Genomic DNA, 24645 nt, shown 5'->3' with positions numbered 1-24645 from the left:
AGCAGCGCTCGGATCAGATCCCATTCGAAGTCCGAAAGATCAAAACGCGCCATCACCACCTCCATCGAGGCGAGTGAATCACGCTTCAGAACCCGCGGAAATCCCGTTTATGAGTTCACAGCCTAGTCGCGGTGGCGCAGGCCGGCCTCCAGCCGGTCGGCGAAGGCCAGGCGCTCGGCCTCGTCCATCCCCGCAAGGCGCGCCTCCAGCAGGCTCCGGCCCAGTTCCAGCCGGCTGGCGTTGCGCGTCTCGATGGCGGCTAGGGCGGTGGAAAGGGCGGCGGGATCGAAGGGCCGCGCGCGCAGGGCGGAGAGGAGGGTCTGGAACTCGGCCCGCGCCGCCTCGCGGCTGCTGCGCAGGTCGGGGGTCTGGTCCAGGAAGGCCTGGCGCAGGGCGCGGCGGTCCTGCGGGCTCAGCGCCGCGCTGAACGGGCCGAAGGACAGGTCGCGCGGCCCGCCGTGGCGCGGCCCGTGGCCCGAGGCCCAGGCCCCGACGACCAGCCCCGCCACCGCCAGGTTCAGCGCCACCGAAAGCGCCAGCGCGATCTTCAGGCCACGGCCGGGGCGCAGCGGCGCGGGCGGGGTTGCGGTGGGTTCGGTCATGGCGTCAGCCCTCGGAGGACAGGAAATCGGTGGTCGGGAACAGGTCGATCGCCTCGGTCCCGGTCAGGCCCGAGGTGAGGTAGTCATAGGTCGTGGGGCTGAAATAGCCCAGCATCAGCCCCGCCACGGCGGCGGTGCAGACGCCCGCCAGCACCGGGCCGCCGCCAAGGGCCAGCGCCAGCCGGGCCAGAAGGCCGGGACGCGGCGCCGGGGAGGGGTAAAGCGCGACAGGACGCGGCTGCAGCGCCAAAGCATCGGCGATCACCCGGTCAAGGAGCGCCTCGGACGGGTCGATGCGCTGGCGCGCGGCGCTGAGGAGGAGGTCGTCGAGATCGTCATTCGGCATCGGGGTCGTCCTTGTATCCAAGCTCGTCACGCCGCCCGGCAAGGATCGCGGCAAGGGCGCGCTTGCCGCGCGCGGTCAGGCTTTCCACCGCCTCGACGCCGATCTCCATGACGGCGGCGATCTCGGGATTGGTCAGCCCCTCGATATGGCGCAGCACCACGGCCTGACGCTGGCGCTCGGGCAGCTCCGCCAGCGCAGCCTGCAACGCGGCCATGCGGTCGGCCTGCACCAGGCGGCCCTCGGCGCTGGGGCCGTCCGAGGCGAGGTCGGGCGCGTCCTCCAGCGCGGTCTGGGCCTTGCGCCGGCGCGCGCGCTGCCGGTCGAGGCAGAGGTTGGTGGCGACCCGGTAGGCCCAGGTCGTCACCCTGGTCTCGCCCTGCCGCCACTCGGGCGCGATGCGCCAGAGCCGCAGCATGGTCTCCTGGGCGACATCCTCGGCCTCGGCCCGGTCGCCGCCCAGCATCCGGGCGGCGTAGGCGTGGATGCGGGGGGTGACGCGGTGGGCAAGCGTCCGCGCGGCGCCGGGGTCCCCATTCGCATAGAGCACCATGAGCGCCTCGTCCGAAGCCATGTCCGCGTCGAAGGCCATCACCATCCCCCCAAGGGTCGCCCGTTCCGGGCCGGGCCGCAAGGGTCAGTCGTCGTCGCGGTCGTCGCCCATCATCCCCTTGCCGCCCATCATGCCCTTGCCGTGCTTCATGCGCCCGGCCATCCACTTCAGCGCGGCATCGGCCTCGTCGCGCGAGATCGCGCCGTCGCCATCGCTGTCCAGCCGCGCCAGCCGGTCGGCCGAGGGGCCGTCGGGCATCTCGTCGGCGGAAAGCGCGCCGTCGCCGTTGGCATCCAGCCATTTCAGCATCCGCTCGGTGCGGGCGGCCAGCCGCTCGGCCATCCTTGCGGTCTGGAAGGCGGTGAGTTCGGCCGCGTCCAGCTTGCCGTCGCCATTGGCATCGGCCGCGGTAAAGCGGGCCTGCCGCTGGGCCGCGATCTCGGCCGGGGTGACCTTGCCGTCCTTGTCGGCGTCCAGCGTGTCGAACTCCTGCAGGAGCATGGCCCCGCCGCCCATCCCGCCATGGCCGCCCATGCTGCCCATCATTCCGCCCGGGCCCATCTCGGCGACGGCGGCGGTGGCGGCGACAGCGCCGGCGGCGGCGAGAACGACAAGCGTGGTCCTGGTGGTTTTCTTCATCATGGTCTCCATCTTCTGGACCCGTTCGTCGGGTCCGATGACTGTCTCACGCCGGGGGCGACGGTTTCCGTCGCGGGTCGGCGGAATTTGCGACATGCCGACACAGGACCGGGCCTTGCCCCTTCACAACCGGCGCCGAGTCATTATGTTGCGCGTCTGGCCCGACCGGAGAGCTGCTGCGATGACCCCTGCCCAGACCGTTGCCCCTGCCGACGCGGAAGAAGACCGCCTGGTGAAGCCCGCCCTCTGGCGCGGCTGGCGGCGGCGCTGCCCGAACTGCGGCGCCGGGCCGATGATGCGCGGCTATCTCAAGGTGCGCGACGCCTGCCCGGTCTGCAGCGAGGCGCTGCATCACCAGCGGGCGGATGACGGGCCGGCCTATATGACGATCCTGATCGTGGGCCATCTCCTCGCGCCGCTCCTGCTGATCGTCTACACGAAATGGCGGCCGGACCCGGTGACCATGGCGGTCTGTTTCACCCTGGGGACGGTGGCGCTGTCGCTGTATCTTCTGCCCCGGCTGAAGGGCGCGCTGGTGGCGCTGCAATGGGCCAAGCGCATGCACGGCTTCGGATCCTCGCCCGATGTCTGAGCCGATCCGGCCCGCGGCGACGGTGATCCTGGTCCGCAACGCGCCGGGGGGCGTGCAGGTGCTGATGGGCCAGCGCGGCGCAGGCGCGGTGTTCATGCCGTCGAAATTCGTCTTTCCCGGCGGCGGCGTCGATCCCGGGGATCACGCGGCCCCCTGCCCCGGCTTCCTCGCGCCGGATTGCGCCCGGCGGCTGTCGCTTCTGGCCGAGGCGCCGGCGCCCGATGTCCTGGTCGCCGCCGCCCGGCGCGAACTGGTCGAGGAGACCGGCCTGACCATGGCCGCCCCCCTCGCCGGGGCGCTGCGCTTCGTCTTTCGCGCGATCACCCCGCCCGGCCGCCCGCGCCGCTTCGATGCGCGCTTCTTCCTGGCCGATGCCGGCTGCCTTGCGGGCGATGCCGAGGATTTCGCCAATGCCTCGGGCGAGCTTGCCTTCCTGCGCTGGCTGCCCCTGCCCGAGGCGCGCGCGCTGGACCTGCCCTTCGTCACCGAGGTCGTGCTGGCCGAGGTCGCGGCCCTAATGGCGGGCGGCGACCAGCCCGGCGTGCCGTTCTTCGACAATTCCGGCCCCACCCCGCAATTCCGCCGCCTGCTCTGACGCCGTCCTGACCGGCCAGACCGGATGCGGCACCGGGTCCTTGGCGTGGAACAGGTGCTTGCGGAAGATTTCCAGGTAGTCGCGGTAGACATAGCCCTCGTTGCGCCGCAGGTAATGCTCGCGGTTGCCGAAGTAGAGCGCGGGCAGCCTGTACCAGGCGACGCCGGGGTGCATGTGATGCACGACATGGAAGTTGTTGTTCAGGAACAGCAAGGCCAGCGGCCCCCGGCTTTCGATGATGACCGTCCGCGCCCGCGCCGCCTCATGCGCGCGGTGTTCCAGATAGGTGCGGATCTTCAGGATGCTCCAGCCCAGGTAGGCCGAAAGGAGATAGGCCCAGACCGGCATCGCGGCGAAGGCAAGCCAGCCCAGCACCAGCGCCACACCCGGCGCATGCAGCGCCCAGGCCAACCGGACGCGCCGGTCGCCCCGCCGCATCAGCCGCAGATCGCCCGCGACCATGGTCAAGATCCCGATCGCCGGTCCCACCAGCATCCGGCCGAACAGCGTGTTGTTGAACCGCAGCAGCGCCTTGACCGCAGGGGGAAGCCGGTCCCAGACCGCGGGGTCAGAATAGTTCGACTCCGGGTCGTCATAGGGATCGGTCAGCGCCGGGTCGAAATGGTGCTGAAGGTGGGTATCCTTGAAGCGCAGGTAGGGGACGAAGATGCAGATGCCGGGAAAGACCAGCGCCTCGTTCAGGGCCTGGTTGCGGAACGGGTGGCCGTGCAGGACTTCATGCGTCAGCGAGGAGAACTGCCCGATGGCCAGCGCCGCGGCGGCGGTGGCAAGCACCGGCGAGAGGCCCCAGAGCGCCGTGGTCGCAAGCGCCCAGAGGGCATAGGTCGCGGCAAAGACAAGCAGCGTGGGCCATTCGAGGGCGCGGGACGGGGTTTGCACTTGCGGGACCTGACAGGGAAACTGCCGCATCAGGATAAGGGCTGGATCCTTCGGCGGGAATTCGGGATATTGTAAACTTAACCCCGCAGTTGTTCTGTCAAAAGGACAGGTGATGGAAAAAATCGACAAACGCGACCGCGCCCCCCTCTTCCGCGCCCGCCTGGCCGAGGCGATGGCCAGCCGGAAGCTTTCCCAGGCGGAACTCGCGCGGCGGACGGGGGTGGACCGTTCCACCATCTCGGCGCTGTTGCAGGCGGGCACGCGCCTGCCGAACGCGCAGCTCGCGGCGGATTGCGCCCGGGCGCTGGGGATCAGCGCGGACTGGCTTCTGGGCCTGTCGGGACGGCCCGAGCCGATCGCCGACCTGCTCGCGGCCTCGCTGTCGCTGACCGAAGCCCCGCGCGCCCTGATCGACGAGCGGATCTTCGGCTGGCACCAGGAGGCCGCGGGCTACAAGATCCGCCACGTCCCGGCGACGCTGCCCGACATGCTGAAGACGCGGGCGGTGGTGGAATGGGAATACAGGCCGCAACTGGGCCGGACGGCGGAACAGGCGATCGGCGCCTTCGAGGACCGGCTGAAATGGATGCGCGGGGCGGGGTCGGATTACGAGATCGCCCTGCCGCTGCACGAGCTGACCGCCTTCGCCACCGGCAGCGGCTATTACGAGGGGCTGGCGGCCGGGGTCCGGCGCGAGCAGCTTCAGCACCTGATGCGGCTCTGCGAGCAGCTGTATCCCTCGCTGCGGCTGTGCCTGTTCGACGCGAGAAAGCTCTTTTCCGCCCCGGTGACGGTGTTCGGCCCGCTTCTGGCGGTGATCTATCTCGGCCGGCACTACCTGGCCTTCCGCGACAGCGCGCGGGTCGAGACGATCACCGGCCATTTCGACCTTCTGGTGCGCGAGGCCGAGGTCGGCGCGCGCGACATGCCGGCGCATCTGGCCGCGCTCTGCGACAGGGTGCGCTAGAAGGGGCGGAAGGCGGCGGGATCGTAGCCGTTGAAGTCGAAGACCTCGCGCGCGGCGGCCAGCCGGTCGGGCGGGATCGCCCCCCGGTCGAGGACAAGGCCGAACCGACCCGAGGGCGTGCCGATGGCAAGGGTGCGGTAGCCCTCGTCGACCCAGAGGATCCACCAGTCCTCCTGCCCCGCCAGCGCCAGCCGGCCGGGACCGGCGGGGCGGGCCAGCGCGTTGACCGGCCGGACTTCGCCGTCGATGCAAAGCGTTCCGTCGATGGCAAGCCCACCCCCGGCCGGCGTCATCCGCACCGCCCCCGAGGCACAGCCGCCCGGCCGCCGGGCATGGGACGCGACCTGCCGCCAGTCCCCCGCCGCGCGTTCCGGCGCGAAGGCGGCGGCCGACCAGACCGGCGTCGCGGGATCGCGAAACCCGGCGACCTTCTGCGGCGCCGGGGCGCAAGCGGCCAGCGCCACCAGCGCGGCGAGGATCAGTCGATGCACAGCGTCACCCTTGCGCCATTGTCCTGCAGGATCTCGTTGCAGCCAAGCAACGGCTTGACCGGCGCGCAGGTGCCCGAGCGGGCCAGGCAGACCCCCTCGCACTGGCTCTCGCGCGTGCATTGCTTGCCGCCGTCGCGCGTGTCGTAGACGCAGCTGTGAAGATCGCCCTTCCCGGCCCTGATCCAGCGGCCCTGCTTTCTTTCGCAGGCAAGCTGCATCTGGGACTTCGACGGCAGGGCCACCTCGGCCGCAAGGTCGGGCTGGGGCGCGGGCGTCGCGGCAGAGCCCGGCGCGGCCGGGGTGCCGGACTGGACCCTGGCCGCATCCCCGCCGCCCGCCTCGCCTTGCGCACCGGCCCTGGCCGCCTCGGCGGGCGCGGCGTCCAGCGCCGTGACCTCGATCGCGTCGCCGGTGACGGCGTTCGGCGTCACGTCCTGCGGCGCCTTCCCCGGTCCGGGGGAAAGCTGGCAGGCGGCAAGCAGGGCCGAAAGGCCAAGCGCAAGAAGCGGGCGGGGCAGGTGCGGCATGGATCTCTCCGACAGGGGTTCAGGAGTGCCCTGAACCGCCCCGCGCCGCAAGGCCCTCAGTAGGGCGCGGGAAAGGCCCGGTGGGTTTCCGCGATCTCCTCCTGCACCTCGGGCGCAAGCGCAAGGTCGGCGGCGCCCAGATTCGCGGCCAGTTGCGGCAGGCTGGTCGCACCAAGGATCGGGATGGTGCGGAAGGGCCGCGACAGGCAGAAGGCGATCGCCATCTGGCAGGGATCAAGGCCATGGCGCGCGGCCACGCCGAGATAGGCCGCGACCGCCGGAAAGACCTGCGGCGTGACGCGGCCGCCAAGCTCGGGCGTGACGCTGCGGCGCGAGCCTTCGGGAATCACGTCGCCGGCGTATTTGCCCGACAGCAGCCCGGCCGCCAGCGGCGAGAAGGCGAGAAGCGGCATGTCCTCGGCCAGCGAAAGCTCGGCCCAGTCGGTGTCGAACTGGCGGCAGAGCAGGCTGTATTCGTTCTGCACGCTGGCCATGCGCGGCAGGCCCAGCGTCTCGGCCAGATGCAGCCAGCGCGCCGCGCCCCAGACGCTTTCGTTCGAAAGCCCGATGGCGCGGATCTTGCCCTCGGCGATCAGGGCGCGGGCGGTGGTCAGGACCTCGGTCATATGCGCGGTCTCGGCCGCCTTGTCGGTCGCGGTCGGGGCATAATCCCACATCTGGCGGAAATGGTAGCTGCCCCGGTTCGGCCAGTGCAGCTGGTAAAGGTCGATGTAATCCGTCCCGAGCCGCTTCAGCGAGCCCTCGACCGCGGCACGCAGAGTCGCGCCGCTGATCGGCTGGCCGGGGCGGACGGTCTGGCCCTTGCCGGTGATCTTGGTCGCCAGCACCAGCCGGTCGCGCCCGCCCCGCGCGGCCAGCCAGGCGCCGATGATCTCCTCGCTCCGGCCCAGCGTCTCGGGCCGGACGGGATTGGTCGGATACATCTCGGCCGTGTCCCAGAAGGTCACGCCATGATCGACGGCCATGTCGGCCAGGGCATGGGCCTGGCTTTCGGTGTTCTGGCTGCCCCAGGTCATCGTGCCAAGGCAAAGCCGCGATACCGTCAGGCCGGATGTGCCAAGGGTCAGGGTCTGCATGCTGCCTCCGTTCGCTTCGGGCCAAGTTAGGCCGGAACCGCGCCGGGGCAAAGGGCCGGATCGGGGACATCGCGCGAAGATCACGGGATCGGGCGCATGCGAAGGCCCCGGCCGATCCCCGCGCGAATTGCCGCAGGTCATGGAACTTTCGCGCAAAGCCTGACTTGCTGTCCCGTGGCATGACAAAAGGAGAACCGGCATGGACATCACCTTTACCGGCAAGACCGCCCTCGTGACCGGCGCGGGCTCGGGGATTGGCGAGGCCATCGCCCTGGGCCTTGCCGCCAGCGGCGCGAAGGTCGTGGTGCAGGACCTGAAATCCGACGCGGCCGAGCGTGTGACGGCCGCGATCGCCAAGGCGGGAGGAACCGCGATTCCGGCCGTCGGCGACGTCTCGGACCCCGCGACGGTCGAGCGCCTGGTGGCCGAGGCCGCCGGCTGGCAGGGCGGCTTGCAGCTTCTGGTCAACAACGCCGGCATCGGCGGGGCGCAGGCGCCGACCGGGGACTATCCGCTGGACAGCTGGCGGCGCGTGATCGACGTGAACCTGAACGCGGTCTTCTACGGGATGCGCTTCGCCATCCCCGAGATGCTGAAGGCCGGCGGCGGGGCCATCGTCAACATCGCCTCGATCCTGGGCTCGGTCGGCTTCGCCAATTCCGCGGCCTATGTGGCGGCGAAACATGCGGTGGTCGGGCTCACGAAATCGGCGGCGCTGGAATATTCGGCAAAGGGCATCCGGGTGAACGCCATCGGCCCGGCCTTCATCGACACGCCGCTCCTCTCGGCCCTGCCGCCGGGCGCGAAAGAGGCGCTGGTCGCCGCCCATCCCATCGGCCGCCTCGGCCGCGCGGATGAGGTGGCGGACCTGACGCAATACCTGCTGTCCGACCGCGCCAGCTTCGTCACCGGCACCTACCACCTGGTCGACGGCGCCTATTGCGCGCAATAGCACGACGGCTTGATTTTGCCCGACTCCCCCCCGGATGCTAGAGTGACGCAGACCTCCGGGGGGAAGCCATGCGCCGCCTCGCCATCGCCACCCTGATCGCCATCGGCCTTGCGCCCTGCGCCCAGGCCGCGACCGTCGCCTACCGGATGGACGCCAGCGCCTCGACCGTGGCCTTCGAGACCGACTTCGGTCCCGACCTCATCACCGGCCGCATCCCGCTGGAGAGGGCGGACCTCCGGCTCGACTTCGACAACCTGGCGAACTGCACCGTCCAGGTGGCGCTGAACGTGGCCGGGGCGCAGGCGAGCTTTCCCTTCGCCGCCCAGGCGCTGAAAGGGCCGAAGGTACTGGCCGCGCGCGACCATCCCCGGATGACCTTCGAAAGCACCTCGGTCAGGCGCGCCGGCACCGCGGCGGACATCACCGGCAAGCTCACCATCCGGGGCGTGACCAGGACCGTCACCCTGCGCGCCCAGATCTTCCGCCCGAACGGCAGCACGGCCGACGACCTTGCCCATCTCACCGTCAAGCTCTCGGGCCGCGTCCGACGCTCGGATTTCGGCGCGACCGGCTGGTCCGACATGGTCGGGGACGAGGTGCGGATCCTGATCACCGCCCGCATCGACGCGGCCGGCTGAGATGGGGCTGAAGAACGGCCCCGAGGAGTTCGGCCTCGTCACCCGCCTTTTCCACTGGACGATGATGCTGCTGATCCTCGGCCAGCTGGCGCTTGGCCTGCGCCTCGCGAACCTGGAGCCGGGGCTGGCCAACGTCTGGCTATACGGCCTGCACAAGACCCTGGGCTTCCTTGCCCTTGCCCTGATCCTGTTGCGCATCGCCTGGCACCTCGCCAGCCCCCCGCCCCTGCCGCTTGGTCCGCGCAACGCGCTGTTCCGGACCGCCCGCGCCGTGCATCGGGCGATCTATCTCCTGCTCGTCGCCCTCCCGCTGACCGGCTGGGCCGGCAGTTCCGCCACCGGCATCGACGTGATGATCGCCGACCGCTGGATCGTCCCGCCGCTGGTCCGGGCCTCCGAACAGGCCGAGACCTTCTGGTTCGGCCTGCATCGCCTGCTGGCCTTCGCGCTGATCGGCCTTGTCGCCCTGCACATCCTGGGCGCCCTGAAGCACGGGATCGAGCGCGACGACACCCTCGCCCGGATGATCCGCGGCCGGGCCTGAGGCTTTTCGCCGAATTTTCCGGGGGAGTGCCCGGCGCTGGCTCTTTCACGCCGTATCGGCTACATCAGCGCCGGACTCAGGCAAGGCGCAGACATGGCACGCATTCTCATCACCTCGGCCATTCCCTACATCAACGGGATCAAGCACCTCGGGAACCTCGTCGGCTCCCAGCTTCCCGCCGACCTTTTCGCCCGCTTCAACCGGGCGATGGGGCATGAGGTGATGTTCATCTGCGCCACCGACGAACACGGCACCCCGGCCGAACTGGCCGCCGCCAAGGCCGGCAAGCCGGTCGAGGACTATTGCGCCGAGATGCATCAGGTGCAGTCGGAACTGGCGAAGGGCTTCCGCCTGTCCTTCGACCATTTCGGCCGCTCCTCCAGCCAGCGCAACCACCGGCTCACCCAGCATTTCGCCGGGAAACTGGCCGAGAACGGGCTGATCGCGGAAGTGTCGGAGAAACAAGTCTTCTCCATCGACGACAACCGCTTCCTGCCCGACCGCTACATCACCGGCACCTGCCCGAACTGCGGCTACGAATCCGCGCGCGGCGACCAGTGCGAGAACTGCACCAAGCAGCTGGACCCGACCGACCTGATCAACCCGCGCTCCTCGATCTCCGGCTCGACCAACCTGGAGGTGCGCGAGACCAAGCACCTCTACCTCCGCCAGCGCGCGCTGCGCGACAAGCTGGAGGCCTGGATCGACTCGAAAACCGACTGGCCGATCCTGACCACCTCGATCGCGAAGAAATGGCTGAACGACGGCGACGGCTTGCAAGACCGGGGCATCACCCGCGACCTCTACTGGGGCATCCCGGTGAAGAAGGGCGACCAGCCCTGGCCGGGGATGGAGGGCAAGGTCTTCTACGTCTGGTTCGACGCCCCCATCGAATACATCGCCTGCACCGCCGAATGGGCCGATGCCAACGGCAAGGCCGAGGCCGACTGGGAACGCTGGTGGCGCACCGACAAGGGCGCCTCGGACGTGACCTATTACCAGTTCATGGGCAAGGACAACGTGCCCTTCCACACCCTCTCCTTCCCCGCCACGATCCTCGGGTCCGGCGAGCCGTGGAAGCTGGTCGACTACCTCAAGTCCTTCAACTACCTCAACTATGACGGCGGCCAGTTCTCCACCAGCCAAGGCCGGGGCGTGTTCATGGACCAGGCCCTGTCGATCCTGCCCGCCGACTACTGGCGCTGGTGGCTTCTGTCCCACGCGCCGGAATCCAGCGACAGCGAGTTCACCTGGGAAAACTTCCAGACCTCGGTGAACAAGGATCTCGCCGACGTCCTCGGCAATCTCGTCTCCCGCGTGACCAAGTTCGCGGTGTCCAAGTTCGGCGCCCAGGTCCCGGCGGGCGGCAGCTTCGGCCCGCTGGAAACCGCGCTGATCGCCGACCTCGGCGCGCGGATCGCCGACTATACCGCCCACATGCAGGCGATGGAGGTCCGCAAGGCCGCCGCCGAGCTGCGGGCGATCTGGGTGATCGGCAACGAATACCTGCAATCCGCCGCGCCCTGGTCGGTGGTCAAGACCGATCCCGAACAGGCGCAGGCGATCATCCGGCTAAGCCTGAACCTGATCCGGGTCTATGCCGTGCTCTCGGCCCCCTTCATCCCCGACGCCTCGGAAGCGATGCTGAAGGCGATGGGAACGACCGACCGCAGCTGGCCGCATGACGTCCCGGCCGCGATGCGCGCGCTGCCCGCGGGCCATGACTTCAGCGTGCCCGAGAACCTGTTCCGCAAGATCACCGACGAGGAGCGCGCCGACTGGCAGGCCCGCTTCTCGGGCATCCGCAGCTGACCTGACGGAAAAGAATCCGTTTGCAGCCGCAGAAACCGCCCGTCAGCGGCGGTTTTTTGCGCGGAACGCCGCCGATCGGGAAATAATTCCGACCCTCCGCATAACTTGAGGAGGCAAGAGATCGTGAACGGTGCTATCCCTGACGGCGTCGGAAACCCGAACCGCTGCCACGTCAGGAGAAACCGATATGTCGCAAGCTCTGCCCCGGCGCGCGCGCGCCTATGGCACATATGCCGCCATCGCGCTGTTCATCGTCGTCTATCTGGGGGTATTGGGTGTGGTTCTGGCCCCGCGTGAGACCATCGCGGTCCAGTCGGGGGCCATCTTCATGGATGAGGAGTGAAGGCGCGTTCAGATGATCGCGCCCTCGACCAGGGCGCGCCCTTCGGCGATCCGGTCGTAGTGGAAGGCTGACAGGTCCAGCGAGCGATAGCCGCCGTGGACGATCCATTCGGCCGTGCCGCGCCCCATGGCGGGCGATTGCTGCAGCCCGTGGCCGGAGAAGCCGTTCAGGAACAGGAAGTTCGCGACCTCGGGATGCGGGCCGGTGACGGCGTTCTGGTCCAGGAGGTTGAAGTCATAATGCCCGGCCCATTCGCTGATCACCTTCACCGCCTCGAAGGCGGGGATGCGGCTGGCGATGGCGGGCCAGATATGCTCCATCCAGATGTCCTGCTCCATGGCGAAGTCGTCGAACGCGGCCTCGCCGTCGGGTTCGGCATGGCCGCCCGCCATGTAGGTGCCGCCGCCGACCTCGCGCACATAGGCGCCCGAGGGGTCAATGGTCAGCGGCAGGGGCCGCGAGAGCGGCGCCTCCGCCTGGATCACCCAGTTGAAGCGTTTGCGCGGCTGGATCGGCAGGGCGATCCCGGCCATTGCGGCGACGCGCCCGCCCCGGGTTCCGGCCGCGTTGACCACCATGCCGCAGCCGATGGTCCGGCCGGATTTCAGCCGGACACCGGCGACGCGGCCCCGGGCCAGGTCCAGCCCCGCCACCTCGTCCGCCAGATATTCCACCCCCGCCTCGCGCGCCTTGCGGTGGAACCAGTCGAAGACGGTGGAGCCGTCGAAATAGCCCTCGTCCCGCAGGTTGAGGCTGCCGAGGGTGATGTCGTCCACCCGGTAGAACGGATATTCCTCTAGGATCTCCTCTGGCGTCAGAAGCCGCGTCCCCGCCCCCGCCGCGGCCTGCACGGCATGGTTCCGGCGCAGGACCTGGGCGAAATCCTCGTTGTCCGCGAGGTAGAGGTAACCAAAATTCTGGATCTTCAGCTCGGGCACACGCGGGTCGCCGCCCATGCGCTGGCGCAGGTTCTGCACGAAATCCGCCCCGAACTGCGAGATGCGGACGTTGAGTTCGGTCGAATACTGCTGGCGGATGCAGGAGAAGCTCAGCGTCGTGGCCGCCTGGGCATAGGTCGGGTCGCGCTCGATCACCAGGATGCGGCCCTGAAAGCCCAGCTGCGTCAGCCACCAGGCCGTGGACGAGCCCATGATCGCGCCGCCGATGATGATGACGTCATAGCGGTCGTGCCGCGGTTCCGCCTGAAAACCCTGCATCATGTTCTCCCTGCCCGGTGGCCGGGGTTTAGCCCGCCGTGCGGGTGGCGGCAACCGGCCGGGACCGGCTGCCGCAGGAAGGTCAGTTGCTCATCTGGGAATGGTCCATGCCTTCCATGCCGCCCTGCCCCATCGGCGGATCGATCTGGAACTCGATCTCCACCCGGCCGGCCTTTTCGAAGATCAGCGTGGCCTTGTGCATCTCGCCTTCGGTCAGGGCGCCGTTCAGGCCCATGAACATGATGTGATAGCCGCCGTGCTCCAGCTTCACGGTCTCGCCGGCGGGCAGGTCGATCGCCTCGATATGGACCATGGTGCCGACGCCATCGGCGCCGACGCGGCTTTCATGGACTTCGGACTTGGCGGCGATCTCGCTTTCGACGCCGATCAGGCGGTCGGCCTCGGTGCCGTTGTTGACGATGCCCATGAAGCCGCCGGCGGCCTTGGCGCTGGCTGCGGGCTGCGGGATATGGGGGTGGATGATCTGCAGATCGCCTGCGGTGACATCATGGGCCATTGCCGGGGCGGCAAGGAAAAGGGTGGCCAGAAGGGCCAGGATACGGGACATGACGGACTCCATCCGTTGCTGGGTTGGTCGGGAAAGTAAGGGAAGCGCGGTCAGGCCGCGGGCGGGCCCTGCGGGCTGTGGCCGGGGTCGCGGACGCGCGCCATCGCGCGGGGATCCTGCCTCGGCGCCGGCAGGGCCAGCGCCACGGGCATCAGCCGTTGCGGCAGCGCGGCCGGCGGCGGCAGGTCCAGCGCCGTGACGATCTGGCAGGCCAGGCATTGCACGCCCGGCGGGTGGCCCTCGGGGCCATCGCCGCACAGCTCGCCGCCATGGGCCTGCACGAAGGCCAGCGCGGCATCGCCACTGTCGGGTGCGCGGTGGCCATAGGCGCTCGCGGTCAGCGAGACCGCGAGGACGACCAGCAGGGCCAGCCGTTGCACCGTGAGGAGAAACCGCAGCAGCATGGCCCTGTCATGGGCCAAACCGCGCAGAGGGTCAACCGGCGATGCCGTCCTGCGGCATCGCGGCGGGCGGGACCAGCGCCGCGGCCAGTTCGGCCAGCTGCGGCGCCAGCGGGTTGGTCCGCCGCCAGACGAGCCCGATGGTCCGGCTTGGACGCGGATCGGGCAGCCGGTGCAGCACCACCTCGGCGGACCGCGTCTCGACCGTCGCCGCCATTTCGGGAATCAGCGTCACCCCGATCCCCGCCCCCACCATCTGCACCAGCGTCGAAAGCGAGGAGCCCTGCATGATCTCGCCCGCCAGCGCCGGGGGCAGCTTGCAATAGCTTATCGCCTGGTCGCGGAAGCAATGCCCCTCCTCCAGCAAGAGCAGCGGCATCTGGCGCAGGTCCTCCAGCGCGGGCACCGGCTCCCCGGCCATGGCAGAGGGGCGGACCAGCAGGAAATCCTCGTCGAAAAGCGGATGTTCGGCCAGCGAAGGCTCGGACACCGGCAGGGCGACCAGCGCCAGGTCCAGCCGCCCCTCGGCCAGGTCGCGCATCAGGCGCGGCGTCACCGCCTCGCGCGGGCGCAGGTCGAGGTCGGGGAAACGCTCCGACAGCTGGCGGATCAGTTGCGGCAGGAAATAGGGCGCGACGGTGGGGATGATCCCCAGCCGCAAGCGGCCGGCCAGCGGCCCGCTCCCGCTGCGGCCCAGCGCGGCCAGTTCATCCACCGCGCGCAGGATCTCGGCCCCGCGCAGGGCGAAATCCTCGCCCAGGGCGGTCAGCCGGACCTGACGCGGCCCGCGTTCGACCAGCGGCGCGCCCAGGATCTCCTCCAGTTCCTTGATCTGCAGCGAAAGCGCGGGTTGCGAGATCGACGAGGCCTCGGCCGCGCGGCCGAAATGGCGCTGCCGGGCCAGGGCGTCGAAATAGCGCAGGTGTTTCATGGTCAGTTGTGTCATAAGTTCAGCTTATCGCCATAATTGGAAAATGAAAATTCCCTTTATCGCGTGGCAGTGCTAGCAGCAGGCCGGACGGAAGGGACGAGTCGCTCGCCCCCTCGCGGCAAAGCAAGAAGGAGAGCAAGATGGACGGCAACGACAGCGCAGCGGCGGGCAAATGCCCGGTGATGCATGGGGCGATGACCACCACCACGACCTCGGTCACGGAGTGGTGGCCCAGGACGCTGAACCTGGACATCCTGCACCAGCATGATTCCAAGGTGAATCCGCTGACCGGCTTCGACTACCGCGAGGAAGTGAAGAAGCTGGACTTCGAGGCGGTGAAGCGCGACCTGATCGCTCTGATGACCGACAGCCAGGACTGGTGGCCGGCCGACTGGGGCCATTACGGCGGCCTCTTCATCCGCATGAGCTGGCACGTCGCCGGCACCTACCGCATGGCCGACGGCCGCGGCGGCGCGGGCACCGGCAACCAGCGGTTCGCGCCGCTGAACTCCTGGCCGGACAACGCCAACCTGGACAAGGCGCGCCGCCTTCTCTGGCCGATCAAGAAGAAATACGGCAACCGCCTGTCCTGGGCCGACCTTCTGGTCCTGGCCGGGACCGTCGCCTACGAATCCATGGGCCTCAAGACCTATGGCTTCGGCTTCGGCCGCGAGGACATCTGGGCCCCCGAGAAGGACATCTACTGGGGTTCGGAAAAGGAATGGCTGACCGACCAGCGCTATCCGACCAAGGAAGACCGCAAGTCGCTGGACAACCCGCTGGCCGCCGTGGTCATGGGGCTGATCTACGTCAACCCGCAGGGCGTGGACGGCCAGCCCGACCCGACCCGCACCGCCCATGACGTGCGCGAGACCTTCGCCCGCATGGCGATGAACGACGAGGAGACCGTGGCCCTGACCGCGGGCGGCCATACCGTCGGCAAGACCCATGGCAACGGCGACGCCTCGCTGATCGGGGCCGAGCCGGAAGGCGCGGGGCTCGAGGAGCAGGGCCTGGGCTGGATGATCCACGCCACCCGCTCGGTCGGCCGCGACACCGTGACGTCGGGCCTGGAGGGCGCCTGGACCACCCATCCGACGAAATGGGACGACGGCTATTTCAAGCTCCTGTTCAAATATGACTGGTGGCTGAAGAAATCCCCCGCCGGCGCCTGGCAATGGGAGCCGATCGGCATCGCCGAGGAGGACATGCCGGTCGATGTCGAGGATCCCTCGATCCGCCGCATGCCGATCATGACCGACGCCGACATGGCGCTGCGCTTCGACCCCGGCTTCCGCAAGATCGCCGAACGCTTCCGCGACGACCACGCCTATTTCAGCGAGGTCTTCGCCCGCGCCTGGTTCAAGCTGACCCACCGCGACATGGGTCCGAAGGCGCGTTACCTGGGTCCCTGGGTCCCGGCCGAGGATCTGATGTGGCAGGATCCGGTCCCGGCCGGCTCCACCGCCTGGGACGTGGCGGCGGTCAAGGCGAAGATCGCAGGCAGCGGCCTGTCGGTCCCGGACATGGTGGCGACCGCCTGGGATTCGGCCCGCACCTATCGCGGCTCGGACCACCGGGGCGGCGCGAACGGCGCGCGCCTCCGTCTCGCCCCGCAGAAGGACTGGGAGGGGAACGAACCCGCCCGCCTCGCCCGCGTGCTGGCGGTGCTGGAGCCGATCGCGCAGGCGGCCGGGGCCTCGATCGCCGATGTGATCGTGCTGGCGGGCAATGTCGGCGTGGAACAAGCGGCGAAGGCGGCCGGGTTCGAGGTGACGGTGCCCTTCCATGCCGGACGCGGCGATGCCACCGACGCCCAGACCGACGCCGAGAGCTTCTCGGTGCTGGAGCCGCTGGCGGACGGGTTCCGCAACTGGATGAAGCAGGACTATGCCGTCACGGCCGAGGAGCTGATGCTCGACCGCGCGCAGCTCATGGGCCTGACCGCGCCCGAGATGACCTGCCTTCTGGGCGGCATGCGGGTGATCGGCGCCAACCATGGCGGCACCCGGCACGGGGTCTTCACCGACCGCGTCGGGGCGCTGACCACGGACTTCTTCACCGCGCTGACCGACATGGGCTACAAATGGGTCCCGAAGGGGCCGAACCTCTATGACATCGCCGACCGCAAGACCGGCGCGGTGAAATGGACCGCCACCCGCGCGGACCTGGTGTTCGGCTCGAACTCGATCCTGCGCGCCTATGCCGAAGTCTATGCCCAGGACGACAACCGCGAGAAGTTCGTGAAGGACTTCGTTGCCGCCTGGACCAAGGTCATGGAGGCCGACCGCTTCGACCTCCGCACCTGATCGCTGTTACCAGTACCCCTGTTACCAGTGATGGACGGCCCGGGAGGAGACTTCCGGGCCGTTTGCATCAGCCGCTCCAGCCCGAGGCCGGGGTCTTCAGCACCACCTTGGTCCAGCGGTCCTGCTCGTCGCGGAAGCCTTCGTATCCCCTTGCGGCCTCCTCCAGCGGCAGGCGGTGGCTGATCAGGAAGGTCGTGTCGATCTCGCCCTCGGCGATGCGGTGCAGAAGGCTTGGCATATAGCGTTGCACATGCGTCTGGCCCGCGCGCAGCGTCAGCCCCTTCTGCATCACCGCGCCGGTCGGGAAGGTGTCGGCAAAGCCGCCGTGGACGCCGGGGACCGAGACCCGCCCCCCCTTGCGGCAGGCGTGGATCGCCGCGCGCAGGGCATGGATGCCATCCACCCCGATCCCCACCGCCTGTTTCGCCCGGTCCATCACCCGGTCGGGGGCAAGGCCGTGGCTCTCCATCCCCACCGCGTCGATCACCGCGTCGGGGCCGATGCCGCCGGTCATCTCCAGCAGCGCCTCGGCGACATGGGTCTCGCGGTAGTTGACCGGCTTCGCGCCCAGGCTTGCCGCCAGGTCCAGCCGGTGCGGGTGATGGTCGATGGCGATGACCTGCCCCGCCCCCATGAGCAGCGCCGACTGCGCGGCGAAAAGGCCGACCGGACCGCAACCCCAGACCGCAACCGTGTCGCCGGGCCGGATGTCGCAGTTCTCGGCCGCCATCCAGCCGGTCGGCAGGATGTCCGACAGGAACAGCACCTGGTCGTCCGGCAGGTCATCCGGCACCGGGATCGGCCCCACGTCCGAAAACGGCACCCGGACATATTCCGCCTGCCCGCCCGCATAGCCCCCGGTCAGATGGCTATAGCCGAAGATGCCGCTCATCGCATGGCCGAACAGCGTCTCGGTCGCGTCCTGGGTTTCCACCGGGTTGGAATTGTCGCAGGCCGAGTAAAGCCCCGAGGCGCAGAAGAAGCAGGTGCCGCAGGAGATGGTGAAGGGCACCACCACGCGCTGCCCCTTCCTCAGGCTGCTGCCGCGCCCGGCATCGACCACGCGGCCCATGAACTCGTGGCCCAGGATGTCGCCCGCCCGCATGCCCGGAATCACCCCGTCGTAGATATGCAGGTCCGAGCCGCAGATCGCCGTCGAGGTCACCTCGATGATCGCGTCGCGGGGATTGAGGATCTGCGGATCGGGGACGGTCTCCACCCGCACGTCCTTCGTGCCTTGCCAGGTCAAAGCGCGCATCGCGGCCTCCTATTCCTCGGGGCGGCGGCGCGCCGTCGCGATCTCGCCGGTTTCCATCAGCATCTTGAACCGCTTCAGCTCATGGCGCGACTGCACCCCCGGCGCGCGGCCCGAGGCCCTGGCGACCATCTGGCCCAGCGCGCCGAACGGCGGGTCCCAGGCGATGATCGCGGTGACGATGGTGCCGCGCCCGGCAGGCGCGTCGGCGAACATGACCTTGCCCGAGGTGTCGATCTCCGACCCCTCGACCGAGCGCCAGGCGATCACCTCGCCGGGCTGGTCGGTGACGATCCGGGTCCTGACCTCGACCGTCCGGCCCATGGGGGCGCGGATCGTCCAGCGGGTCAGCCCGTCCTCCTCCGAAACGCTGTCCAGGTTCGCCATGAACTGCGGCAGGTTGGCGAGGCGGCGCCAGAAGGCGTAAAGCTCGGCCCGCGGGCGGGCGATGGTGACGCTATGGCCGGTGACCGCGTATTCCCCCCAGCGCGTCCGCCGGGCGGTCCGTCCGGGGGCGCTGTCGCGGTTGCCCCGTGGCGGCTGTGCGCCCTGCCAGGCCAGCACCGCCACCGCCGCGACCCCGCCGCCCAGGATCAGCCAGCCCAATGTCCTGCGTCCCGCCATGCCCCTTCCCCCTGCCGTGCCGGGGGGGAACCGGCGGCGGCGGGCTTTGTTCCGGGGTCCGATTCCGCCCGCTTACACGATCAAAGCTATAGACATTTTCCGGTATCCCTGCATTCTACCCCGGACGCCCAGGGAAGGAGACGACCGCATGTCCGGGCCGGACGACCGCAAGACCGCTGCCGGGCAGGCCGCCTGCGGAGGACGCGCATGATCCGCCTTTTCCGCCGTCCCGAAGGCGGGGCCCGATCCTACGCCGCGCTTGGCCTTTTTGCCGCCGCCTACCTGGCCGCGCTGGCCCTGGTGCTGGCGCCGGGCGTGATCCGGCTGGCCGGCGCGCTGACAACCCCGTGACTCCGGCTTGACCCGGCCCCCGGACGGCCCTGCAATGGGACCATCCACCGCGAATCAGTGATGTTGCCGAACGAGCCCCTGATCCCCAAAGGCGCCGCCTATTTCCCGGCCCCCGATCCCGGGCCGACGCGGAACTATGCCTTCCTCCTGGTGCCGGGCTTCACCCTTCTCGCCTTCGTCTCGGCGGTAGAGCCGCTGCGCATCGCCAACCAGCTGTCGCAAAAGCCGCTCTACCGCTGGCGCCTGCTGTCCGAGACCGGCGAGATGGTCGCCAGCTCCTCGGGGATCCCGGTCGGCGTCGACGGCCGGATCGAGGTGCTGGACAAGACGACCCGGCTGATCGTCTGCGCCGGCAATCCGCAGATGGCCGCCGCCAGCCCCGCGATCGTGGCGGCGGTGCAGCGGCACCACCGTTTCGGCGGCATCGTCGGCGGGGTCTGCACCGGCGCGATCGCGCTGGCCAGGGCCGGGCTGCTGGACGGGCGGCGCTTCACCCTGCACTGGGAGAACCAGCCCGGCTTCGTCGAGACCTTCCCCCGCCTCGCCCCCAGCCCCGCCCGGTTCGAGGTCGACGGCCCGCTCCTGACCTGCGGCGGCGGCGCGGCCGCGACCGACATGATGCTGTCGATCATCGCCGAGGATCACGGCAGCGCCTTCGCCGCCATGGTCTCGGAAATGTGCCTGCGCACCGTGATGCCCGGGGTGAACGCCGAGCAGCGCAGCTCGACCGCGGCGCTGATGTCCTCGCGCAATCCGGTGCTGGTGGCCACGATCACGCTGATGAACCGCCATCTCGATCAGCCGCTCTCGATGGAGGAACTGGCCGCCGCCGCCGGCTATTCCCGCCGCCATCTCGAACGGCTGTTCCGCGATGCGGTCGGCAAGTCCCCGGCCGACTTCTACCGCGGCCTGCGGCTGGACCTGGGGCGCAACCTGCTCAGCACGACCGAGATGACCCTGCTCGAGGTCTCGCTCGCCTGCGGCTTCGCCACGGTGTCGCATTTCTCGAAAAGCTTCCGGGCCCGCTTCGGCACTGCGCCCACCCGGCTCGCCCAGGGGATGCGCCCGGCCGCCCGCACCGCGCCGGCCAGGGCCGCGCCGCAGGAACCCGCCGCCCGCCCGCTGCGCTGATCTTCCGGATTGTTGCCGTATTCGCGGCAACGGCGGTCGAGAATCGCGAATCGGCGGAAATCCGTCACCTGATTTTTCCGGCTTTGTCGCCGCCTCAAGCTCGGGTTATCCATTTTCTTACCCCTTTTCGCGGCAAGGTTGCGGGTCCGCCAGGCGTCTTCCTCCGGAAGAAACGCCCTTCGGCCCCAGATTGCGCACGGAAAGGCCATAATTCCCGTCCAGGTTAGGGCGGGCTCGCAGGCTTGGCAGAAGATCGGGCAGTGATCCGGCCTTGCCCAGTGATGTGTCAACATTCAATTCGGGCCTCGGGCCCGGGTCAGGATAGCTATGGCCTTGCAGTCCCTGAATGCCTTTCTCATCGCCTTGCGGATGATGGAAAGTGGCGGCGATTATCATGCGGTCAACACTCTGAACTTCCTCGGGGCCTATCAGTTCGGCGAGGCCGCGCTGATCGACCTCGGCTATGTCCGGCGCGATGGCGACCCCTACGACAACAACTATGCCGGCGGCTGGACCGGCAAGCACGGCGTCGATTCGGCCAAGGAATTCCTTGCCAGCCGCACCGTGCAGGACCGCGCGGCCGAGGCCTGGGTCAAGCTGATGTGGCATTATATCGAGGCCGAGAACCTTGACCGCCACGCCTGGACCGAGGTCGGCGGCAGGGAACTCGCGCCCAGCGGGATGCTGGCGGCCAGCCATCTTCTGGGCACCTACGCACTGGAAGAATACATCCGCACCGACGGCCGGGCCGATCTGCGCGATCCCTACGGGATGCCGATCTCCAGCTACATCGCCCGGATGGCCGATGTCGACGTGCCCTTCGGCCCGAAGGAACCGCGCAAGACGCTGTCGACCTCGGGGCGCAACGACTCCTGACCTGTCAGCGGCCGCCCGGCCGGATCTCGCTCTTGGCGGGTTCCAGCCGGGCGCCGCCGTTGGCCGCCATCAGCCGGGTGCCCATGCGCTCGATCTTGTACCAGCCGGTCGGGTGGCCGGTCGCCGCGCGGAACAGCCCGCGGATCGCCGTCAGATACAGCAGCTGGCGATAGCCGAAGCGCAGGATCGGGATCAGCAGCAGGGTCTTCACCTCGAACCGCCGCTCGAACCAGAAGGCGGTCAGCGTGCGCAGGACCTCGATCCCCGTCATCACGAAATAGCTGGCGAACAGCAGCACCGGCAGGGTCGAGCCGGGGAAGGCCTCGCGCAGGAAGAACATGTAATAGGCCGAGGTCAGCGCCGTGATCAGCAGGATGTCGTCCAGCATCGCGAACATCAGCGAGACCGGCCCGAACCAGATCGAATCGACCAGCGCGAAGCCCACCGGCATCCCCGAGGTCAGCACGCTCCGGTGCTTCCAGCTGACCTGCAGCATCCCCAACTGCCAGCGCAGCCTTTGCCGCATGAAGGCCCGCACGTTGACCGGCGCCTCGGTGATCGAGCGCGCGCGCTCCTCGAAGCGCACGCGATAGCCGGCGCGATGCACCGCCACGGTCAGGTCGGCATCCTCTGTGATCGTCTCGCCCGAGAAGCTGCCCCCCTCGCGCACCGCCTTCAGCCGCCAGGCCCCCGCCGCGCCCGGCACCACCAGGATGCCGTCGAAGAATTCCTGCGCGCGGCGCAGGACGTTCTGGGTGACCATGTATTCCTGGTGCTGGAAGTCGCTCAGGATGTTCTGCCGGTTTCCGACCTCGACCAGCCCGGCCACCGCCCCCACCGCCTCGTCCCTGAAGGGCTGCACCAGCCAGCGGATGGTGTCGGGCAGGAAGATGGAATCGGCATCCGCCACCACCAGGATCGGCGTCTCGATCTCGGACAGCGCGAAATTCGCCGCATGCCACTTGCCCGCGTTCTCCTCTTGCAGCAGCCGGACCTGCGGATGCTTCTCCACCAGGCCGCGCACCACCTCGGCGGTGCGGTCGGTCGAACCGTCATCCACCACGATGACCCGAAGGTCGGGATAGTCCGAGCGCAGGACGGACTCGAGGCAGGCCGCGATGACCTTTTCCTCGTTGAAGGCGGGGATCACCACGGTAACGGGCGGGGTGAAGCCGGGGTCGACCTTCCCGTGCGACTGCCGCAGCAGCGACAGGGCGATATAGGCCAGCGAGAATACGGCCGAGATCACCAGCATCACGAAGAACAGCACCGTCACGCTGTTCAGGAAGAAGTTGGCCACCCGGAAGGCAAGCCAGTCGCCAAGGCTGGTCGGGGGGGCCTCGGCCGCGGGCGCCGGCGCCGGCTCCTGGGTCATGGTGGCCAGCCCCGGCGACAGGAAGCTGAAACCGTCCCGCGCCAGGCGCGTCAGCAGGTCGGGCAGCACCGTAATCGCCCCCTTGCCCGGCACCCGCAGGTCCAGCGTGATCACCTGGGTCAGCTCCGGCTCGCCCTCGCGCAGGATGCGGTCGGCGAATTCGTCGGGGTCGATCGGGCCGAACGGGCTGTCAAAGCTTGACCGCACCGGAATGAGACCGCGCTCCAGCAGCCCGGATTCGGCCAGGAAGGCATCCTCGCTGAACGACGGCGGCCCCGCCCCCGGCCGCAGCAGGACCAGCCGCGCGGGCTTTTGCAGCAGCGCGGTCAGGTACAGCTGCTCGAAGTTCAGCATCATCCGGCCCGAAATCTCGGATTCGGCCCGGCCCGGCAGCGGCGGCAGCATCCGCAGCCCCAGCACATGCCCCGCGGCGGCCAGCTTGCGGGCCGAGCCGTCATGCTGCAGCACGCTGGCCAGGTCGGCGAAGAAGGCGGCCTTGACCCCGTGGCTCAGCAGCGTCGCGATCACGGTATCGGCGTCCTCCTCATCGGGCAGGCCGTCGAAGGCCAGCATCAGCCCGCCCCGCACCTCCAGCCCGCGCCGCGCGACCTGCCAGGGCAGCGGCAAGGGATCGTAGCGTTGCCCGACGATCTTCTCGCCCGCCCCGTCCAGAAGGACGAAGCGCCGCCCGGTCCGCGCCGGAGTGATGGCCGCGATCGCCGGCCCCCCGGCCTCGGTCAGCACCTGCCGCGACAGGTCTACCTTCTCCTCCAGCAGGATCTGCGCCAGCCGGCCCTGGGCATCGGCCTGCAGGATCCGCCAGATCGCCGGATCCTCATAGCCAAGCGGCCAGACCGCGACCGCCTGGCCGGGGTCCAGCACCGCCAGCTGGTTGTGCATCGAGGCCGCATCCATGAGCCACAGGTCGTTGACCTGCCGCTCGGCATCCAGAAAGCGCAGGCGCGAGGCCCCGGCCCCGGCATCCATCACCGGCATCGCCCCGGAACGGTCGGCATGCGACAGGGCCTCGGCATAGCCCAGCCGCTCGGGCCAGCCCTGCCCTTGCCAGGACCGGGCAAAGGTGCCCAGCGCGACCACCAGCTTTTCCGCCGGGATCAGCGCGCGCACCTCGGTCACGGCGGTCTCGAACCAGTCCTGCGGCGCGGGAGAGGCCAGGGGCGAGCTGTCGCTGCGAAAGCCCAGCACCACCGCCCGCTCCAGAAGCGTGACCAGCTCGGGATCGCGCCAGAACCCCGCATCGGGCGTGGCGATCAGGCACAGGCCAAGCGGCCGCCCCGCCTGCGTGGCCATGACATATTTCAGCCGCGACAGGGCCCGGCGCAGCAGGATCGGGTCCAGCCGCGGATGTTCCTCCAGGTTGATGCAAAGCTCCGGCCGTGCCTCGCGCGACAGAAGATCGGCCAGTTCGGAGGCCAGCCGTTCCAGCGTCGGGCCGGGCGAGAGCAGCGCGGCAAGTTCATCGGTGCGGGTGCTGGCCGTGATCCGCGCCACCGGCAGGATCCCCTCTCCCGGCAGGTCCAGCTCCTCGGCCAGTTCGTCCAGCGCCAGGTTGCGGTTTTCCCACAGCGGCACCACGGTTCCGTTCGGCGCGCCCAGCAGGAAGGCGTCGGCCATGACCCGGTCCAGCTGGCCGCAGCGGGCGCGCATGCCGGTAAGCGCCGTGCTGTCGGCCGCCGGCAGATAGCCCAGCACCTCCCGCTTGCGCCCCTCGGCCCGCCGGTCGCAGGGCGAGGCCGAATTGCCCTGCAACGTGACCAGCGCATCCAGGGGCCGGGCCGCATGTTCGCTCGCCTCGAAGTCGGGGGACCGGGGCAAGGGCGGGTCGACCAGCAACCTCTGGCCCAGGTCCCAAAGCCATATGCAACCCAGGATTGCAAGAACGACCAGAAGAAAGACAACGACCCTGCCGCGAACGCCGCTCCGGTCTTCAAAGACATGATCCGGCTCTTTATCAGAAGCCTTGTCCAAGCAGCGCACTCTCTGATCGGCCC

27 protein-coding genes are annotated in these 24645 nt (G+C 69.2%); 12 read left to right on the top strand and 15 right to left on the bottom strand.

What is annotated here, in order from left to right; translation table 11 throughout:
* Positions 1-122 precede the first annotated feature (122 nt).
* Genes ACE3UA_RS10595 through ACE3UA_RS10580 form a run of 4 tightly spaced genes read right to left on the bottom strand, consistent with a single transcriptional unit; the run spans position 123 to position 2137 of the window.
* Entirely contained in the window at positions 123-602 is a 480-nt protein-coding gene (locus ACE3UA_RS10595; RefSeq protein ID WP_374644874.1) for a periplasmic heavy metal sensor, read from the bottom strand.
* A 4-nt stretch (positions 603-606) separates the two neighbouring features.
* Complete coding sequence (locus ACE3UA_RS10590) at positions 607-948, bottom strand: hypothetical protein (protein WP_374644872.1); 342 nt, start codon at positions 946-948, stop codon at positions 607-609.
* The gene (locus ACE3UA_RS10585) at positions 938-1543 is read right to left on the bottom strand and encodes an RNA polymerase sigma factor (protein ID WP_374644880.1); all 606 of its coding nucleotides are present in this window, start codon (positions 1541-1543) and stop codon (positions 938-940) included. Before ACE3UA_RS10585 ends, ACE3UA_RS10590 begins: the two co-directional genes overlap by 11 nt.
* 39 nt (positions 1544-1582) lie before the next feature.
* Positions 1583-2137 carry an EF-hand domain-containing protein gene (locus ACE3UA_RS10580; RefSeq protein WP_374644870.1) on the bottom strand — a complete coding sequence of 185 codons (555 nt, stop codon included), beginning with the start codon at positions 2135-2137 and terminating at the stop codon, positions 1583-1585.
* 181 nt (positions 2138-2318) lie between these two features.
* Between ACE3UA_RS10580 and ACE3UA_RS10575 the strand changes: the two genes are divergently transcribed.
* Positions 2319-2729, top strand: a complete 411-nt coding sequence (locus ACE3UA_RS10575; protein ID WP_374644868.1) for a DUF983 domain-containing protein — start codon at positions 2319-2321, stop codon at positions 2727-2729.
* Positions 2722-3324, top strand: coding sequence for an NUDIX domain-containing protein (locus ACE3UA_RS10570; RefSeq protein ID WP_374644866.1), 603 nt, complete (start codon positions 2722-2724; stop codon positions 3322-3324). The genes ACE3UA_RS10575 and ACE3UA_RS10570 overlap by 8 nt, the downstream gene beginning before the upstream one ends.
* Here ACE3UA_RS10570 and ACE3UA_RS10565 read toward each other — a convergent pair.
* Complete coding sequence (locus tag ACE3UA_RS10565) at positions 3244-4254, bottom strand: fatty acid desaturase (RefSeq protein ID WP_374644864.1); 1011 nt, start codon at positions 4252-4254, stop codon at positions 3244-3246. The two genes, ACE3UA_RS10570 and ACE3UA_RS10565, sit on opposite strands and share 81 nt — an antisense overlap.
* A 79-nt stretch (positions 4255-4333) precedes the next feature.
* Between ACE3UA_RS10565 and ACE3UA_RS10560 the strand changes: the two genes are divergently transcribed.
* The gene (locus ACE3UA_RS10560) at positions 4334-5191 is read left to right on the top strand and encodes a helix-turn-helix domain-containing protein (RefSeq protein ID WP_374644862.1); all 858 of its coding nucleotides are present in this window, start codon (positions 4334-4336) and stop codon (positions 5189-5191) included.
* Here the strand turns inward: ACE3UA_RS10560 and ACE3UA_RS10555 are convergent.
* From ACE3UA_RS10555 to ACE3UA_RS10545, 3 genes are read right to left on the bottom strand one after another with little or no spacing between them, the layout of a single operon-like run.
* A complete protein-coding gene (locus ACE3UA_RS10555; protein ID WP_374644860.1) occupies positions 5188-5682 on the bottom strand; it encodes a lipocalin in 495 nt (164 codons plus the stop codon). The two genes, ACE3UA_RS10560 and ACE3UA_RS10555, sit on opposite strands and share 4 nt — an antisense overlap.
* Positions 5670-6209 carry a hypothetical protein gene (locus ACE3UA_RS10550; protein ID WP_374644858.1) on the bottom strand — a complete coding sequence of 180 codons (540 nt, stop codon included), beginning with the start codon at positions 6207-6209 and terminating at the stop codon, positions 5670-5672. The genes ACE3UA_RS10555 and ACE3UA_RS10550 overlap by 13 nt, the downstream gene beginning before the upstream one ends.
* Before the next feature lie 56 nt (positions 6210-6265).
* A complete protein-coding gene (locus ACE3UA_RS10545) occupies positions 6266-7306 on the bottom strand; it encodes an aldo/keto reductase (protein WP_374644856.1) in 1041 nt (346 codons plus the stop codon).
* Between the two features lie 199 nt (positions 7307-7505).
* Here ACE3UA_RS10545 and ACE3UA_RS10540 point away from each other — a divergent pair, with 199 nt between their 5' ends.
* The 5 genes from ACE3UA_RS10540 to ACE3UA_RS10520 all read left to right on the top strand — a co-directional run bounded on the left by ACE3UA_RS10540 (position 7506) and on the right by ACE3UA_RS10520 (position 11595).
* Positions 7506-8258 (top strand): SDR family NAD(P)-dependent oxidoreductase, encoded by a 753-nt coding sequence (locus tag ACE3UA_RS10540; RefSeq protein ID WP_374644854.1) that lies wholly within the window; start codon positions 7506-7508, stop codon positions 8256-8258.
* Positions 8259-8326: 68 nt separating this feature from the next.
* Positions 8327-8896 (top strand): YceI family protein, encoded by a 570-nt coding sequence (locus tag ACE3UA_RS10535; protein WP_374644852.1) that lies wholly within the window; start codon positions 8327-8329, stop codon positions 8894-8896.
* A gap of 1 nt (position 8897) precedes the next feature.
* Positions 8898-9440, top strand: a complete 543-nt coding sequence (locus ACE3UA_RS10530; RefSeq protein WP_374644850.1) for a cytochrome b — start codon at positions 8898-8900, stop codon at positions 9438-9440.
* 93 nt (positions 9441-9533) lie between these two features.
* Entirely contained in the window at positions 9534-11252 is a 1719-nt protein-coding gene (metG, locus tag ACE3UA_RS10525; protein WP_374644848.1) for a methionine--tRNA ligase, read from the top strand.
* Between the two features lie 187 nt (positions 11253-11439).
* Complete coding sequence (locus ACE3UA_RS10520) at positions 11440-11595, top strand: hypothetical protein (protein ID WP_374644846.1); 156 nt, start codon at positions 11440-11442, stop codon at positions 11593-11595.
* 8 nt (positions 11596-11603) lie between these two features.
* Here the strand turns inward: ACE3UA_RS10520 and ACE3UA_RS10515 are convergent, their stop codons facing one another.
* From ACE3UA_RS10515 to ACE3UA_RS10500, 4 genes are all read right to left on the bottom strand, one after another.
* A complete protein-coding gene (locus ACE3UA_RS10515) occupies positions 11604-12812 on the bottom strand; it encodes an NAD(P)/FAD-dependent oxidoreductase (protein ID WP_374644844.1) in 1209 nt (402 codons plus the stop codon).
* Between the two features lie 82 nt (positions 12813-12894).
* On the bottom strand, positions 12895-13380 hold the full coding sequence (locus ACE3UA_RS10510) for a copper chaperone PCu(A)C (protein WP_374644842.1): 486 nt from the start codon (positions 13378-13380) through the stop codon (positions 12895-12897).
* 50 nt (positions 13381-13430) lie between these two features.
* Entirely contained in the window at positions 13431-13784 is a 354-nt protein-coding gene (locus ACE3UA_RS10505) for a hypothetical protein (protein ID WP_374644840.1), read from the bottom strand.
* A gap of 31 nt (positions 13785-13815) precedes the next feature.
* Positions 13816-14727 (bottom strand): LysR substrate-binding domain-containing protein, encoded by a 912-nt coding sequence (locus tag ACE3UA_RS10500; protein WP_374644838.1) that lies wholly within the window; start codon positions 14725-14727, stop codon positions 13816-13818.
* A gap of 125 nt (positions 14728-14852) precedes the next feature.
* On the opposite strand from ACE3UA_RS10500, the gene katG reads away from it, so the two are divergent.
* Complete coding sequence (gene katG / locus ACE3UA_RS10495) at positions 14853-17021, top strand: catalase/peroxidase HPI (RefSeq protein WP_374644836.1); 2169 nt, start codon at positions 14853-14855, stop codon at positions 17019-17021.
* A 67-nt stretch (positions 17022-17088) separates the two neighbouring features.
* Here the strand turns inward: katG and ACE3UA_RS10490 are convergent, their stop codons facing one another.
* Both ACE3UA_RS10490 and ACE3UA_RS10485 read right to left on the bottom strand, forming a co-directional pair.
* Positions 17089-18279, bottom strand: a complete 1191-nt coding sequence (locus ACE3UA_RS10490) for a zinc-dependent alcohol dehydrogenase (protein ID WP_374644834.1) — start codon at positions 18277-18279, stop codon at positions 17089-17091.
* Between the two features lie 9 nt (positions 18280-18288).
* On the bottom strand, positions 18289-18900 hold the full coding sequence (locus tag ACE3UA_RS10485) for an SRPBCC family protein (protein WP_374644832.1): 612 nt from the start codon (positions 18898-18900) through the stop codon (positions 18289-18291).
* A 207-nt stretch (positions 18901-19107) separates the two neighbouring features.
* On the opposite strand from ACE3UA_RS10485, the gene ACE3UA_RS10480 reads away from it, so the two are divergent.
* The 3 genes from ACE3UA_RS10480 (at position 19108) to ACE3UA_RS10470 (ending at position 21258) form a co-directional block, all read left to right on the top strand.
* Positions 19108-19251 carry a hypothetical protein gene (locus tag ACE3UA_RS10480; RefSeq protein ID WP_374644830.1) on the top strand — a complete coding sequence of 48 codons (144 nt, stop codon included), beginning with the start codon at positions 19108-19110 and terminating at the stop codon, positions 19249-19251.
* Positions 19252-19311: 60 nt separating this feature from the next.
* A complete protein-coding gene (locus ACE3UA_RS10475; protein ID WP_374644828.1) occupies positions 19312-20382 on the top strand; it encodes a GlxA family transcriptional regulator in 1071 nt (356 codons plus the stop codon).
* A 327-nt stretch (positions 20383-20709) separates the two neighbouring features.
* Positions 20710-21258 carry a hypothetical protein gene (locus ACE3UA_RS10470; protein ID WP_374644826.1) on the top strand — a complete coding sequence of 183 codons (549 nt, stop codon included), beginning with the start codon at positions 20710-20712 and terminating at the stop codon, positions 21256-21258.
* A 4-nt stretch (positions 21259-21262) separates the two neighbouring features.
* Here the strand turns inward: ACE3UA_RS10470 and ACE3UA_RS10465 are convergent, their stop codons facing one another.
* Positions 21263-24487, bottom strand: coding sequence for a glycosyltransferase (locus ACE3UA_RS10465; protein WP_374644824.1), 3225 nt, complete (start codon positions 24485-24487; stop codon positions 21263-21265).
* Between the last annotated feature and the right edge of the window lie 158 nt (positions 24488-24645).

The sequence above is a fragment of the Tabrizicola sp. genome, assembly GCF_041919135.1.
GTDB lineage: Bacteria > Pseudomonadota > Alphaproteobacteria > Rhodobacterales > Rhodobacteraceae > Tabrizicola.
The sequence above is the reverse complement of the archived record's forward strand: the minus strand, read 5'-3'. Positions and strand labels throughout refer to the sequence as shown.